Source organism: Bradyrhizobium elkanii WSM2783, from assembly GCF_000472865.1.
In the GTDB taxonomy this organism is placed as follows: Bacteria; Pseudomonadota; Alphaproteobacteria; order Rhizobiales; family Xanthobacteraceae; genus Bradyrhizobium; species Bradyrhizobium elkanii_A.
In genome coordinates this window covers 1-12,047 of record NZ_AXAP01000012.1, presented here as the reverse complement: position 1 = coordinate 12,047, position 12,047 = coordinate 1, and the positions used below count along the sequence as shown (strand labels likewise).

Annotated in this window: 9 protein-coding genes, 1 pseudogene and 2 riboswitches; of the genes and pseudogenes, 5 read left to right on the top strand and 5 right to left on the bottom strand. The window is 63.7% G+C overall.

Annotated features, from left to right (window positions below):
* Window positions 1-135: 135 nt before the first annotated feature.
* Window positions 136-333 carry a hypothetical protein gene (locus YY7_RS0113190; protein ID WP_028163661.1) on the bottom strand — a complete coding sequence of 66 codons (198 nt, stop codon included), beginning with the start codon at window positions 331-333 and terminating at the stop codon, window positions 136-138.
* Between the two features lie 50 nt (window positions 334-383).
* A complete protein-coding gene (metE, locus tag YY7_RS0113185; RefSeq protein WP_028163660.1) occupies window positions 384-2,714 on the bottom strand; it encodes a 5-methyltetrahydropteroyltriglutamate--homocysteine S-methyltransferase in 2,331 nt (776 codons plus the stop codon).
* Between the two features lie 107 nt (window positions 2,715-2,821).
* A riboswitch (cobalamin riboswitch) is annotated at window positions 2,822-3,022 on the bottom strand.
* Between the two features lie 132 nt (window positions 3,023-3,154).
* Window positions 3,155-3,373, top strand: a riboswitch (cobalamin riboswitch).
* 116 nt (window positions 3,374-3,489) lie between these two features.
* Here metE and YY7_RS0113180 point away from each other — a divergent pair.
* From YY7_RS0113180 to YY7_RS0113170, 3 genes are all read left to right on the top strand, one after another.
* Window positions 3,490-6,366, top strand: a complete 2,877-nt coding sequence (locus tag YY7_RS0113180; protein ID WP_028163659.1) for a ribonucleoside-diphosphate reductase subunit alpha — start codon at window positions 3,490-3,492, stop codon at window positions 6,364-6,366.
* Between the two features lie 23 nt (window positions 6,367-6,389).
* Complete coding sequence (locus tag YY7_RS0113175) at window positions 6,390-7,514, top strand: ribonucleotide-diphosphate reductase subunit beta (protein ID WP_028163658.1); 1,125 nt, start codon at window positions 6,390-6,392, stop codon at window positions 7,512-7,514.
* Between the two features lie 180 nt (window positions 7,515-7,694).
* A complete protein-coding gene (locus tag YY7_RS0113170; protein ID WP_028163657.1) occupies window positions 7,695-8,369 on the top strand; it encodes a TetR/AcrR family transcriptional regulator in 675 nt (224 codons plus the stop codon).
* 150 nt (window positions 8,370-8,519) lie between these two features.
* On the opposite strand, the gene pyk is transcribed toward YY7_RS0113170, so the two are convergent.
* The gene (gene pyk, locus YY7_RS0113165; protein WP_028163656.1) at window positions 8,520-9,956 is read right to left on the bottom strand and encodes a pyruvate kinase; all 1,437 of its coding nucleotides are present in this window, start codon (window positions 9,954-9,956) and stop codon (window positions 8,520-8,522) included.
* The gene (locus tag YY7_RS0113160) at window positions 9,953-10,543 is read right to left on the bottom strand and encodes a DUF1036 domain-containing protein (protein ID WP_165435525.1); all 591 of its coding nucleotides are present in this window, start codon (window positions 10,541-10,543) and stop codon (window positions 9,953-9,955) included. The genes pyk and YY7_RS0113160 overlap by 4 nt, the downstream gene beginning before the upstream one ends.
* A gap of 198 nt (window positions 10,544-10,741) precedes the next feature.
* Here YY7_RS0113160 and YY7_RS0113150 point away from each other — a divergent pair, with 198 nt between their 5' ends.
* Together YY7_RS0113150 and YY7_RS0113145 are read left to right on the top strand one after the other, a co-directional pair.
* Window positions 10,742-11,044, top strand: coding sequence for a DUF1244 domain-containing protein (locus YY7_RS0113150; RefSeq protein ID WP_028163654.1), 303 nt, complete (start codon window positions 10,742-10,744; stop codon window positions 11,042-11,044).
* Window positions 11,045-11,349: 305 nt separating this feature from the next.
* Window positions 11,350-11,619, top strand: coding sequence for a DUF2312 domain-containing protein (locus YY7_RS0113145; protein WP_028163653.1), 270 nt, complete (start codon window positions 11,350-11,352; stop codon window positions 11,617-11,619).
* A gap of 148 nt (window positions 11,620-11,767) precedes the next feature.
* Here YY7_RS0113145 and YY7_RS61860 read toward each other — a convergent pair.
* A pseudogene (locus YY7_RS61860) lies at window positions 11,768-12,047 on the bottom strand (IS4 family transposase); the annotation flags it as partial.

Genomic DNA, 12,047 nt, shown 5'->3' with positions numbered 1-12,047 from the left:
GCGTAGCCGGGACCCGGGACTCATCCCACAGGCGGCTGTCGTGGCGCGAGCAAGCCGTTGTAGCGGAGCACACTGTAAACGCCTGTGGTTATGGGTCCTTGCCTTCGCAATGACGTTGCAACCGCCTGCATATCGTCACGCGGTCCCGGGCGTGCCGAGATGCCGGTCCAACATCTGCTCCGGTGTCTCGACGACCTCAATCCTCTCGCCATCGCCACCCACGAAGGCGAGTACGGTGCGCTCGCCGTCGCGCCACATGCTGCCGACGAGCGCGATATTGATGTGAATGGGCTGCTCCGTCTCGAACCTTGTGCATTGAATCCAGAAGCGCATGGCGTTCTCCTCTTCGAGCCGCCGCAGGATAAGAGACGGGGCGGCGCTGTCTAGCCAAGCGACCGCAATTCGCGGGCGGCGGCGACCATGTTGGCGAGCGCTGGGCGCACCTCTTCCCACTTGCGGGTCTTCAAGCCGCAGTCGGGATTGATCCAGAGCTGCGTGTCGGAGAGCCGCTCCCTTGCGAGCTTGAGGAGGTCGGTGATCTCGCCAATGTCAGGCACGCGCGGTGAATGGATATCGTAGACGCCGGGGCCGATTTCGTTCGGGTAGCGGTAGTTCCGGAAGGCGTCGAGCAATTCCATTTTCGAGCGCGAGGTCTCGATCGAAATGACATCGGCGTCCATCGCCGCGATGGCGTCGATGATGTCGTTGAACTCGGAGTAGCACATATGGGTGTGGATCTGGGTCTCGTCCTGCACGCCGGAGGAACAGATGCGGAAACTATCGACCGCCCAATCGAGATAGGTCTTCCATTCCGACCCGCGCAGCGGCAGGCCTTCCCGCAGTGCCGCTTCGTCGATCTGGATCATGCCGGCGCCGGCCGCCTCGAGATCGAGCACCTCGTCGCGAATCGCGAGCGCGATCTGTCGGCACACGTCGCTGCGCGGCAGGTCGTCGCGGACGAACGACCAGTTCAGGATGGTCACGGGGCCGGTCAACATCGCCTTCACCGGCTTTGCCGTCAGTGACTGCGCGAATTGCCACCATTCGACCGTCATCGCCTGTGGTCGTGAGACATCGCCGTAGAGGATCGGCGGCCGGACGCAGCGCGAGCCATAGGACTGCACCCAGCCGAGCTCGGTGAAGGCGAAGCCGGAAAGCTGTTCGCCAAAATACTGGACCATGTCGTTGCGCTCGAACTCGCCATGGACCAGGACGTCGAGCCCGATATTCTCCTGCCAACGGATGGCGCGTGCGGTCTGATGCTGCAGATAGGTCTTGTATGCGGTATCGCTGAGTGCACCATTGGCATGTGCGGCGCGTGCGTTTCTGACATCGGTTGTCTGCGGGAAGGAGCCGATGGTCGTGGTCGGGAAGGGTGGCAGATTGAACCGCTCGCGCTGCACCTCGGCACGTTCGGCGAACCGGCTGGCACGATGGCGCATGCCGTCATCGATGGCGGCGAGACGCCGGGCAACCTTGGCATCGTGAATCCGCGGTGAGGTCTTGCGCGCGGCCGCGGCGGCATCGGACGCTCGGATCGCTTCGGACGCATGGGCCCGGCCACTTCCAAGCGCCGCGCCCAGCGCGGCAAGCTCTTCGAGCTTCTGCACCGAGAATGAAAGCCAGGTCTTCACCTCGGGATCGAGCTTGGTTTCCAGGGCGAGATCAATGGGTACATGAAGCAGCGAGCAGGATGGCGCGATCTGAATGCGCTCCTTGCCGAGCTTTGCGACGACGGGCCCAAGCCGATCGAGGATCCGGCTCAGATCCGCGCGCCAGACGTTACGGCCGTCGATCACGCCGAGCGACAGCACCCGTTCTTTCGGAACGTCGATGAGATCGCCGAGCTGCTGGGGCGCGCGCACGAGATCGAGATGGAGGCCGGCGACCGGAAGATCAAACGCGACCGTACGATTGCCGCCGAGCCCGCCGAAATAGGTCGCCAGCATGATCCTGATGTCCGGCACCGCTTTGGCGATTTCGGAATAGGCGCGCCGTAGGGCTTGCTGAGCGGCGGCGTCCAGATCAAGCACGAGACAGGGCTCGTCGATCTGCGCCCATTCCGCACCGCGGGCAGCGAGTTCGCGCAATAGTTCGATATAGACCGGCAGGAGCCTGTCGAGCAGCGACAGCGTGTCGAAATGCGGTTCCTTGGACTTGGCCAGTTTCAGGAACGTGACCGGGCCGACCAGCACGGGGCGGGTCTGATAACCCAGCGCCTTCGCCTCCTCATACTCTTCGATCGGCTTGCGTGATGAGAGTGCAAAATACTGGTTCTTGCGAAGCTCCGGCACCATGTAGTGATAGTTGGTGTCGAACCATTTCGTCATTTCGAGCGCCGCCACGCCGTGTGCGTGATGGGCATGTCCGCAAGCCTCGTCATGCGCGTCGGCCGTGGTGCCACGCGCCATCGCGAAATAGGTCGCAAGCGGCACCGCGCCGCCGGTCCAGCCATAGCTTTCCGGGATAGCGCCGACCATTGCGCAGGTGTCGAGCACCTGATCGTAGAACGAGAAATCGTTCGACGGGATCACGGTGATACCGAGCTTCTTCTGCCGCGCCCAATTGGCCGCGCGCAGCCCGACGCCGGTTTCGATCAGCGTCTTTTCGTCTGATGCGCCGGACCAGAAGCGTTCCAGCGCGAATTTCAGTTCACGGCGCGGACCGATCCGCGGCGTGCCTAGAGATGCAACAGCAAGTGAAGTGGGAGACATTGGCTTAACCCCATGAGTTGGGGGCAAAGGCCGTAGTGACACGTCTGGATTCCCTGCTCGAGGTGCGCACGGAATCGCAACCGCACCACCGGGACACCCCGCCCGAGGACGTGTATGTTGTCGAGGCAGGTCTCCTGGCTCGCGGGTCGTTGCTGCGGTCCGGCCTTCCCGAAGCTTTGCAGGCTTCAGTGGCAATTGTGGACCGCGGCTCGCCGCTTACAGTTGCGGGGGCAGCTCCGGCTTTACACCGGCTTCCCTCTTAGCTCCGGAAAAGATCTCTCCGAAGAACCACGACGCGATCACTTACCGGCAAGATCGCGCGAACGTCAACTCGGCTGACATCACGTGCGCGTGGCGCCGGTTGTTCACAGCGTCAACGGTATCGACCGGAATTTTTGCGCTTCGCCCATACGTCCCATTGACACCATTCCCCAAATCGCACCAGATGTAGCTGTCACGGTCCATCATGACGCAAGGAATGGTGGCTAAGAGGGAAGCTGGTGATCGCGCGTTGCTCGCGAGAATCCAGCGCTGCCCCCGCAACTGTAAGCAGTGAGTTGCTCCCGATTTTAGACGTCACTGATGCGGCATCGCATTGGGAAGACGGGGAGTGACGCCGACCTGCGAGCCAGGAGACCTGCCGCGACAGCAAAATAACGTCCACGGGCGGGGTGTCCCGGCGGTCGCTTGCAGGCTCATGCCGGTACGCCGCCGGCATCATCACGCAGCGTCGCCTCCGGCATCCGGTCCCCAGCAACATCACGGGGTCTGCAAGATGTCACTCTCTCTCGATCGCGAAGCCACCGCGTCGCCTCTCATCCACGTGCGCCCCGAATCAATCGCGGCGCCGGAAGCACAGCTGCCGATGCAGGTGATCCGCCGCAATGGCACGGTGTCGCAATTCGATGCCGGCAAGATCTCGGTGGCGATGACCAAGGCCTTCCTTGCGGTCGAGGGGAATACGGCGGCTGCGTCGCGCCGCGTGCACGAAACGGTCGAGGAATTGACCGCCGAAGTCGTCGGCGCGCTGTCGCGCCGGATGAGCGAAGGCCGCACCTTTCATATCGAGGACATCCAGGACCAGGTTGAACTGGCATTGATGCGCAGCGGCCATCACAAGGTGGCGCGCGCCTATGTGCTCTATCGCGAGGAGCGGGCGCGGCAGCGCGCCGAACAGCAGGCAGCTAAATCCGCAACGGCACCGAGCGGGCCAATCGTCCACGTCACGCTCGCGGACGGCAGCAAGGTGCCGCTCGACCATGCGCGGCTGGCGATGATCGTCGGCGAGGCCTGCGCGGGGCTCGACGGTGTCGACGCTGCGCCTGTCGTCGCGGAAATCCAGCGCAATCTCTATGACGGCATCAGCCAGGAGGAACTCGCGCTCGCCAGCGTGATGGCGGCGCGTACGCTGGTCGAGCAGGAGCCGAACTACGCCTATGTCAGCGCGCGCCTGTTGCTCGACAAGCTCCGCACTGAAGTGCTGTCCTTCGTGCAGGGCGCGCCAACGACGGCGTCGCAGGCCGACATGGCGGTGCGCTATGGCGAATATTTTCCGGCCTATATCAAGACCGGCATCAGGGCCGAATTGCTCGACCCCGAACTCGGCCGCTTCGACCTGAACAAGCTGGCCGCGGCACTGAAGCCGGAGCGCGATCTTGCGTTCCAGTTCTTAGGGCTGCAGACGCTTTATGATCGCTATTTCCTGCATGTCCGCGGCCACCGGATTGAATTGCCGCAAGCGTTCTTCATGCGCGTCGCCATGGGGCTTGCACTGCGCGAGATCGATCGCGAAGCGCGCGCGATCGAGTTCTACAATCTCCTGTCCTCCTTCGACTTCATGGCATCGACGCCGACGCTGTTCAATTCCGGCACGCTGCGGCCGCAATTGTCGTCCTGCTTCCTCACCACCGTTCCTGACGATCTCGACGGCATCTTCAAGTCGATCAAGGACAATGCGCTGCTCGCCAAGTATTCCGGCGGCCTCGGCAATGACTGGACGCGGGTGCGCGGGCTGGGCGCCAATATCAAGGGCACCAATGGCGAGAGCCAGGGCGTCGTGCCGTTCCTTAAAGTCGCCAACGACACCGCGATTGCCGTCAACCAGGGCGGAAAACGCAAGGGCGCGGTCTGTGCCTATATCGAGACCTGGCATATCGACGTCGAAGAATTCCTCGACCTGCGCAAGAACACCGGCGACGACCGCCGCCGCACCCACGACATGAATACCGCCAACTGGGTGCCTGATCTCTTCATGCAGCGCGTCGAGGCCGACGGCGAATGGACGCTGTTCTCGCCGGACGAGACGCCCGATCTGCACGATCTCTACGGCAAGGCCTTTGCCGAGCGCTATGCCCTTTACGAAGACAAGGCCGCGCGCGGCGAGATGCGGGTATCCAAGAATGTCCGTGCCGTTGATCTCTGGCGCAAGATGCTGACCATGCTGTTCGAGACCGGGCATCCCTGGATCACCTTCAAGGACCCCTGCAATTTGCGTTCGCCGCAGCGCCACGCCGGCGTGATCCATTCCTCCAATCTCTGCACCGAGATCACGCTCAACACTTCGGACGAGGAGACCGCGGTCTGCAATCTCGGCTCGATCAACCTGCTCAATCACGTCGGCGAGCGCGGGCTCGATACGGCCAGGCTGAAGCGGACGGTCGCGACCGCGATGCGGATGCTCGACAATGTCATCGACATCAATTTCTACACCATTCCCGAGGCGCGGCGCTCCAACCTGCGGCATCGGCCGGTCGGCCTCGGGTTGATGGGATTCCAGGATGCGCTGCAGGTGCTGCGGATCCCGCTTGCGTCCGACGCGGCTGTCGCCTTCGCCGATACCAGCATGGAGGCGATCGCTTATCACGCGATCTCGGCTTCCGTCGATCTCGCCGCCGAGCGCGGTCGCTACCCGTCGTTCGAGGGATCGCTGTGGAGCCGGGGCATCCTGCCGATCGATTCGATCGAGCTGCTGGCGGAAGCGCGCGGCGACGTCGCGATGGACCGCTCGCGCACATTGGACTGGGACGGCCTGCGCGAGCGCGTCAAGACGGTCGGCATGCGCAATTCCAATGTGATGGCGATCGCGCCGACGGCGACCATCTCCAACATCTGCGGCGTGGCGCAGTCGATCGAGCCCGCCTACCAGAACCTCTATGTCAAATCCAACATGTCCGGCGATTTCACCGTCGTGAACGCCTTCCTGGTCCGCGACCTCAAGGCGCGGGGCTTGTGGGATGAGGTGATGGTCAGTGATCTCAAATATTTCGATGGCAGCTTAGGTGCGATCGACCGTATCCCTGATGATCTCAAGGCGCTCTATGCGACCGCGTTCGAGATCGACAGCGCCTGGCTGATCGAGGCGGCGGCGCGGCGGCAGAAATGGATCGACCAGTCGCAGTCGCTCAACCTCTATATCGCCAACCCCTCCGGCAAGAAACTCGATGCGCTGTATCGCCTGGCCTGGCAGCGCGGCCTCAAGACGACCTATTACCTGCGCTCGCGCAGCGCCACCCATGTCGAGAAGTCGACGCTGAAGGGCACCGACGGCAAGCTCAACGCCGTCAGCGTAGCTCCCGCGATGTCCAGCGCGCCGGACTTGTCCGGCGCCATCGCGTGCTCGATCGACAATCCCGAATGTGAAGCCTGCCAGTGAGCAGCGGAATAAGGAATAACGCCATGCTCGACTGGTCAGAGCCCGCTACGACCGCGCGCCACGCGGTCCCCCTCATGAACGTCGCCGCAGCCGGCAACCAGACCGGCTTAGGTGCGATCGATCGCCATGGCAGCCGTGTCTCGGTCGACGACAAGCGCATGATCAACTGCCGCGCCGACGTCAATCAATTGCTGCCGCTGAAGTACAAATGGGCGTGGGAGAAATATCTCGCCGCCTGCAACAATCACTGGATGCCGGCGGAGGTCTCGATGCAGGCCGACATCGCGCTGTGGAAGTCGCGCGACGGCCTGACCGAAGATGAGCGGCGCGCGATCAAGCGCAATCTCGGCTTCTTCGCGGCGTCCGAAAGCCTCGTCGCCAACAACATCGTGCTCGCGATCTATCGCCATCTGACCAATCCGGAGTGTCGGCAGTATCTGTTGCGGCAGGCGTTCGAGGAGGCCGTGCACACCCACACCTTCCAGTACATCGTCGAGAGCTTGGGGCTCGATGAGGGCGAGCTGTTCAACATGTACCGGGAGGTGCCCTCGATCACTGATAAGGCGGCGTGGGCGCTGAAACATACGCAGCATCTCGACGATCCCGACTTCAGGACCGGGACGCCGGAAGCAGACCAGGCGTTCCTGCGCGACCTCGTCGCTTTCTACGTCATCTTCGAAGGCATGTGGTTCTACACCGGCTTCGCGCAGATCCTCTCGCTCGGCCGGCGCAACAAGATGATCGGGATCGCCGAGCAATATCAGTACATCCTGCGCGATGAATCCATCCACCTGAACTTCGGCATCGACGTCATCAACCAGGTCCGAATCGAGAATCCGCATCTTTGGACGAAGCCCTTCCAGGAGGAGATTCGCGACATGGTGCGGACGGCGGCCGAACTCGAAGCGGCCTATGGACGGGACACCATGCCGCGCGGTTTTCTCGGACTGAACGCGGCACTTTGTGAAACCTACATGCACTTCATCGCCAATCGCCGTTGCGCCCAGCTTGGGCTCGCGCCGGTATTCGATGAAGCCGACAACCCCTTCCCCTGGATGTCGGAGGCGATGGACCTGAAGAAGGAGAAGAATTTCTTCGAGACCCGCGTGATCGAGTACCAGAACGGGGGTGCCTTAAGCTGGGAGTAACCAAGGTCGCTGAGCCGGGACCCCTCCTTTTTGTGCATTCCAGAAGGCACAAATCCGTCTTGCCAGACGCCATGAATAGGTGTTCAGCTTTTGCAGCGATCTGCGCTCGATCGCCTAAAATAGTGAAGTCTCGTTCGGCCGATCCCGAGCCGGCGGGAGCTTGGGGACGGGAACAGCGCCATGGTCTATCGGCGAACCCATCAAGTGGTAAAGCGGCTGGCCGCCCGGCGCAGCGCCATTTTAGCGGCGGCACGCGAGGCGGCGGCGGACGGCGGCATGGCTGCGGTGCAGATCGCGCCGGTGGCGGTCCGCGCCCATGTCGCGGCGGGAACCGTCTACCGCTATTTCCCGTCCAAGGCCGACCTGATTTCCGAATTGATCGCCGAGGTCTCGCGCGACGAGCTCGCCGCGATTCGCCGGGCCGCGGATGCCGCGCCCGGGCCGTCCTCGGCGCTGGCCGCCGCGGTCACCACGGTTGCCGTCCATGTGTTGTCGCAGCGCAAGCTCGCCTGGGGCATCCTGGCCGAGCCTGTCGATGTCGATGTCACCGCCTCGCGGCTGGCCAGCCGGCGCGAGATCGCCGGTGAGATCGCCATCCGAATCGATGCCGCGGTGCGCGCCGGCCATCTGCCGGCGCAGGATACCGCGCTTGCCGCCACCGCGCTGCTCGGCGCGCTGCATGAGTCGCTGGTCGGACCGCTCGCGCCCGACAATCTCGACGATCCCGTCAAGCTGCGCGACGCGGTGCAGACCGTGACGCTACTCGCACTGCGCGCCGTCGGCGTCATGGACGCCCGCGCCCGCGGCCTCGTGGTGCAGGCGACGACACCGGCAAAGGCGCTGGTGGGAGCGTAGCCGAAAGCTCCATCGCTGTCGTCCCGGCCTTGAGCCGGGACCCATACCGCGGAATCTATCGGTGGCGCGATCTGGTCGACGCCTTCGTCACACAACTACTCCCTGTAGCTATGGGTCCCGGCTCAAGGCCGGGACGACGGCGAGATTGCGTCACTTCTCCGCTTCCCCTTGCGGCGCGACGGAGGCGATGCGGACCATGTTGGTGGTGCCGGGGATGCCGAGCGGGACGCCGGCGACGATGATCACGCGCTGGCCGGCGCGCGCAAAGCCATCCCTGAATGCGATGGAGTTGGCGCGGTCGACCATGTCGTCCTGATCGCGCGCGTCCTCGGCGACGACGCAGTGCACGCCCCACACCACCGAGAGCTTGCGGCCCGTCGCCAGGTTCGGCGTGATCGCAACGACCGGCACCTTGGGCCGTTCGCGCGCGACGCGGATCGCGGTCGAGCCCGATGACGTCCAGCAGATGATCGCCGAGAGGTCGAGCGTCTCGGCGATCTGGCGCGCGGCATCCGCGATCGCATCGCCGACCGTCGGCTCCGGCTCGGCGCGCTGCGCATTGAGCACGCCGCGATAGGTCGGGTCGCGCTCCACCTCCTCGCCGATGCGGTTCATGGTGGTGACCGCTTCCACCGGATATTTGCCGGCAGCCGATTCCGCCGAGAGCATGATCGCATCCGCGCCCTCATAGACGGCGGTGGCGACGTCGGAGACCTCGGCGCGGGTCGGTACCGGCGCCTGGATCATCGATTCCAGCATCTGGGTTGCGACCACCACCGGCTTGCCGGCGCGCCGTGCCATTCGCGTCATCTGCTTCTGCAGGCTCGGCACGCGCTCTAGCGGCAGCTCCACGCCGAGATCGCCGCGCGCGACCATCAGCGCATCGGAGGCATCGATGATGTCGGCCAGCCGGTCGATCGCCTGCGGCTTCTCGATTTTCGCCATCACGGCGGCGCGGCCGCGGATCATCTTCTTGGCCTCGTGGACGTCCTCGGCGCGCTGCACAAAGGACAGCGCGATCCAGTCGATGCCGGTGGTCAGCGCAGCCTCGAGATCGGCGCGGTCCTTCGGCGTCATCGCCGACACCGGCAGGTCGGTGTCGGGCAGGCTGACGCCCTTGCGGTCCGACATCTTGCCGCCGATCACCACGCGCGTCACCGCGCGGTCGGGCGAGGTCTCTTCCGCAATCAGCCGCACCTTGCCGTCATCGAGCAATAGCGCGTGGCCGGGCCGCAGCGCCGCCAGGATCTCCGGATGCGGGAGGTTGACGCGGGTATTGTCGCCCGGCGTCTTGTCGGAATCGAGCACGAAGCTCTGGCCGTTGTTGAGCTGCACCGAGCCTTCGGCAAAGGCGCCGAGCCGGAGCTTGGGTCCCTGCAGGTCGACCAGGATTCCGATCGGCCGGCCGTAGCTGGACTCGACATTGCGGATGGTCTTCACGAGGTCCCGCATCTTGTCATGCGGGGTGTGGCTCATGTTGATGCGAAAGAGGTCGGCGCCAGCCTCGAACAGCTTGCGAATCATTGCGCTGTCGGAGGAGGCGGGACCCAAGGTCGCGAGGATCTTGATCCGACGCAGTCTTCTCATTGCTTGCTTCCGGGAGGTGCGGCTGGAGGTAGACCAGACGCGCCTGGAGGCGTTCCGCCCGGTGGATTGGGCAGGCCCGGCACCGCGGGAGTCCCTGGTGCGACCCCGCCTGGCATTCCCGGCACCTTCTGCGCCGGCTGCTCGTTGGCTTCCGTCAGTTGTACGGTCCACGCCCGTTGCTCCCCAGTGTCGACCTCGAAGAAGCCAGTGCGGTCATAGCCGCGCGCCAGGCAATTTTCGGTGCCGCGAATGGTGAACTCCTTGTCGCGCGAGCACATGAAGGCCTGGCCCGACCATTCGCCGCCGCGGTCATAGTCCAGCGCGTAGATGTAATAATAGCGCGCGACCAGATTGCCCCGCAGCAAGGTCTCGCAGGAGCGCGAAGAGATGTTCCACCAGCCCTCGGTGGTCCAGCCCTCGGCGTCCTTGTAGCCGAGCGCGATGCCGACCCGGCTGGCGGTATTGTTGCAGAGCCGGAAATCGGCCGCAGCCGGGCTGGTCCACAGGCACGCCGCCGCAAGCGCCAGCACGGGCAGAAGACCGGCAAGCAGACGAGGGGGGATGGGCAGGGAATCCAGTACGATCATGAGGCGAAGCTACACCGAATCATTGACGATTTCGCGTGGCTCGGCGGCGCCTGTCAACGGAAGGCAGGCGGGCTTCCGCCATCGAAAACCGCCGATCCCACCCGATTTCATGCTGTTTTGCGCAGCGATGTGGCAAAATCTGTGACGAATCCCACCTGATATCAATATGGTGGGAATCACAAACCGGGATGACGGCCCATGACCATTGACGACAAGACCAAGACCGAGCTGGAAGCCGCCGTTTTCCGGCGCCTGGTGCAGCATTTGCAGAGCCGTACCGACGTCCAGAACATCGACCTGATGAACCTCGCCGGATTCTGCCGGAATTGCCTCTCCAACTGGATGAAGGAAGAGGCCGATGCCAAGGGTGTGGCTGTTAGCAAGGACGAGAGCCGCGAGGCCGTCTACGGCATGCCCTATGAGGAGTGGAAGGCAAAATACCAGGGCACGGCGACGCCGGAGCAACTGGCCGCGATGAAGAAGGCCCACCCCGGGCATTGAGGCATACGCATTCCGCCATTCCGGGGCGTCCGAAGGACGAACCCGGAATCTCGAGATTCTCCGATGCGCAATTGCGCATCGTCGTTCAATGCTGCGCATTGCCCCGGAATGACGGTGGTTGCGGGTAACGCCAGCATCTCCTGTGGGCGCGCTGTGGATGAGCGCGACGTTTCCTTGACGGGAGGCGTCCCAAACTTGAGGGTCATTTCCGACACGCGATCCGTGAGGAGCGCATACCGCCAAGACGCCTCAACAGGACGCCTCAACAGGACGCCTCAACACCAGTTCCATTTCAGGAGTACCCGATGGCCACCTCCGCAGCCGTCAAAGAAGAACCCGCGACCCGATTCGCAAAGGACCAGCTTAAGGCCATCATCGAACGCATCGAACGGCTGGAAGAAGAAAAGAAGGCGATCTCGGACGACATCCGCGACGTCTATGCCGAGAGCAAGGGCAACGGATACGACGTCAAAGCCCTGCGCACCATCGTGCGCCTGCGCAAGCAGGACCCGAACGAGCGCCAGGAGCAGGAGACGATCATCGAGACCTACATGCAGGCGCTCGGAATGATCTGAGGCGTTAGCCCGACCGCACGACTCTCGTCGTCCCGGGCAAGCGAAGCGCGACCCGGGAACCATAACCACCGATATCCGTGTTGTGTGAAGCTGGGCCGCAGCTGGCTCCAACAACGCGCGCCTGTGGTTATGGGTCCGCGCTTTCGCGCTAGGGCATGCACGGATCTCTGAGGCTCCATCCGACTGCGACGGCATGGAAGTATTCAAGGCCGGTTTTGAAGGTGATCGGGCCTGGCGGCTTGGATGATGGATAGCCATCCCAGCCGCCGAGGCGGCCGATGATCCAGGCGGCCCAGGCGAGGCTGTCGGGGGGATGTGGGTTTTTCAGCCGTTTGGTTCTGGCTTCGAGCTGCTGATTGAGGGCGGTAAGCGCGGCGACCTCGCTGGCGGTGAAGGCGATGTGGACCGACTGTGGGCCGCCGTTCCGC

Coding starts and splice junctions, on each gene's coding strand:
- YY7_RS0113190 (WP_028163661.1), bottom strand. CDS start 333: ATGCGCTTCTGGATTCAATGCACAAGGTTCGAGACGGAGCAGCCCATT.
- metE (WP_028163660.1), bottom strand. CDS start 2,714: ATGTCTCCCACTTCACTTGCTGTTGCATCTCTAGGCACGCCGCGGATC.
- YY7_RS0113180 (WP_028163659.1), top strand. CDS start 3,490: ATGTCACTCTCTCTCGATCGCGAAGCCACCGCGTCGCCTCTCATCCAC.
- YY7_RS0113175 (WP_028163658.1), top strand. CDS start 6,390: ATGCTCGACTGGTCAGAGCCCGCTACGACCGCGCGCCACGCGGTCCCC.
- YY7_RS0113170 (WP_028163657.1), top strand. CDS start 7,695: ATGGTCTATCGGCGAACCCATCAAGTGGTAAAGCGGCTGGCCGCCCGG.
- pyk (WP_028163656.1), bottom strand. CDS start 9,956: ATGAGAAGACTGCGTCGGATCAAGATCCTCGCGACCTTGGGTCCCGCC.
- YY7_RS0113160 (WP_165435525.1), bottom strand. CDS start 10,543: ATGATCGTACTGGATTCCCTGCCCATCCCCCCTCGTCTGCTTGCCGGT.
- YY7_RS0113150 (WP_028163654.1), top strand. CDS start 10,742: ATGACCATTGACGACAAGACCAAGACCGAGCTGGAAGCCGCCGTTTTC.
- YY7_RS0113145 (WP_028163653.1), top strand. CDS start 11,350: ATGGCCACCTCCGCAGCCGTCAAAGAAGAACCCGCGACCCGATTCGCA.